At 57.7% G+C, this 2,132-nt stretch carries 2 protein-coding genes; both read left to right on the top strand.

Annotation, left to right across the window (positions count from 1 at the left end):
* Positions 1-300: 300 nt before the first annotated feature.
* Complete coding sequence (locus ACWD5O_RS37055) at positions 301-1,344, top strand: ParA family protein (protein WP_450088163.1); 1,044 nt, start codon at positions 301-303, stop codon at positions 1,342-1,344.
* Positions 1,344-1,940: a hypothetical protein gene (locus ACWD5O_RS37050; protein WP_450088162.1), complete on the top strand. Its 597-nt coding sequence runs from the start codon at positions 1,344-1,346 to the stop codon at positions 1,938-1,940. The genes ACWD5O_RS37055 and ACWD5O_RS37050 overlap by 1 nt, the downstream gene beginning before the upstream one ends.
* Positions 1,941-2,132 lie beyond the last annotated feature (192 nt).

The raw sequence follows: 2,132 nt of genomic DNA, 5'->3' as shown, positions 1-2,132 counted from the left end.
TGACCCTCGACAAGTCCCATCATCCCAGCCCAGAGGGCATTTTCACGTTCACGACCCGCCACCACCGCCAGCCTTCATGAAGGCGCGAGGCTAGGCATGGCGTTCATCCTTGTCGGTGCCGTTCTCGCTCTTGACGAGACCGGCACCGCCAGTGATCCACTGACCACCAACATGCGATAGATCGACTCTCGCCTTATCTCGAGTAGGCTGAGGCCCGTGCTTACCTAGCCGACACCTCCCGACCTATCGCTGACAGCGCACACAGCACGCCGACCGGTGCCAGCCAAGGAAGGATCAGAAATGTCGAAGACCATAGCGCTCTTCAACAACAAGGGCGGAGTCAGCAAGACGACTACGTGCTTCAACCTTGGTTGGATGCTTGCTGAGCGCGGAAAGCGCGTCGTGATCGTCGATGCGGATCCTCAATGCAATCTCACAGGGATGGTGCTCGACCTAACTGCGGGTGCAGACAGGGAAGATTTCTACGCAAAGAATCCCCTCCGTAACATCAAAGACGCGCTTGAGCCGGCATTTCAGTCGCGCCCACGTCCATTGGCGCCGGTGGATTGTGTGCCGGTGGATGGTCGAAGTGGACTGTTCCTGCTGCCGGGTCATGTTGGACTTGCCGAGGACGAAGTCTCACTTGGTATCGCGCAGCAGTTATCTGAGTCCCTGCAAGCGCTGCGAAACATTCCGGGCAGTTTCCGCCATCTATTCGAAATCACGGCCTCGCACCATGATGCCGACTATGTCCTTTTGGATCTAAGTCCTGGGCTTGGAGCGATCAACCAGAACCTGGTTTCGACAGCAGACTTCTTCCTCGTGCCGACTAGTCCAGACATCTTCTCGGTGATGGCGATTGACTCGCTTGCGCGGGTCATCCCTAGATGGATCGCGTGGGCGCAAAGGGCCAGTCAGATTGAAGGTTTGGCGACGGCCGACTACCCGTTTCCTAGCCCCAACCTGAAGTTCTTGGGCGTCATCATCCAGCGATATCGCCTTCGAAGTGGTGCGCCAACGGCTGGATATGAGCAGTTCTTCGGCCGACTGGGGAGCGCCGTTCAGGGCGAACTACTTCCTGCGCTGAAAAAGGCCGGTGCGCTATTGTCAGAGGAGGTGTATAGCGAGGTCGAGTTGCAGGATGAGCGCTGGCTCGCCGCAATACCAGATTTCAACACACTGATCGCACACTCTCAAGAAGTGCGAAAGCCAGTGTTTGCGCTAACCAAGGAGGATGTGGGCCGGACAGGTGCAGTGTGGAAGAACACGCTTCCGAATATCCAGAAGTTTCGATCAACATTTGATGGACTTGCGCAGCGGATCGAAGCCTTATTGGGTGAATGATGGCGACGCTTCGTCTCAAGGCCTTCGACGGCGACATTGCGCGAGCCAAGGATCTTATCGGGCTCGGACAAGCTATCGGCAGCATGACGAACGGCATCGTGGACGCCGCCGACCTGTACCGTGCTGCGTTAGTCCAGAGCGTTGCCGCATGGGATCGATACATACATGGCGTGGTTCTTGACCTGGCTGTTGATATTGTCTTCGGACGCCGACAGCCAGCGCTCGGTGGAAAGATCGGCCTTCCACTATCCGCCCTAGCGGCAGTGGTAACAGAGAATGACCCAGCCATGCAGGAACTCACTGCACGATCCCTCATCGCCGAGCGCTTGGGCCGAGAGACGTTTCAACGTCCAGACGATGTTGCGGCGGCGCTTTCGTTGGTTGGGATCACTGCGATATGGAAGACCACATTCGCGGATCCCGGTCAAGTAAAGATTAGCCTGGGTGTGATCGTGGACAGGCGCAACAAGATCGTCCACCAATGTGACTACGATCCAACAGCGCCGGGCACCGTCACCGCACTAGGAGCACAAGATGCGCGTGACGCAGTGGAAACAATCGACGACATTGTTCGGCAGATCGACAAAGCGCTCTGAAGGAAGAGTCGCTGAGCGGAGGTACGTCTCGTAACCCGGCCGCCGTCCCTTGAGGACGATCATCGAAGATGTCGTGGTGCGGGTGACCTCCAGGTGACCAGGGTCATTGCGTTCTAGGATTACTGCTGGTCACGGCGGTGATGAGGTCGTGGGAGCGGCGGTTGGCGCGTCTGGCGGCGCGGGCGATGTTGG

Source organism: Micromonospora sp. NPDC005161 (assembly GCF_053599855.1).
This window is presented reverse-complemented; position numbering and strand designations above follow the sequence as displayed.

Coding starts and splice junctions, on each gene's coding strand:
- ACWD5O_RS37055 (WP_450088163.1), top strand. CDS start 301: ATGTCGAAGACCATAGCGCTCTTCAACAACAAGGGCGGAGTCAGCAAG.
- ACWD5O_RS37050 (WP_450088162.1), top strand. CDS start 1,344: ATGGCGACGCTTCGTCTCAAGGCCTTCGACGGCGACATTGCGCGAGCC.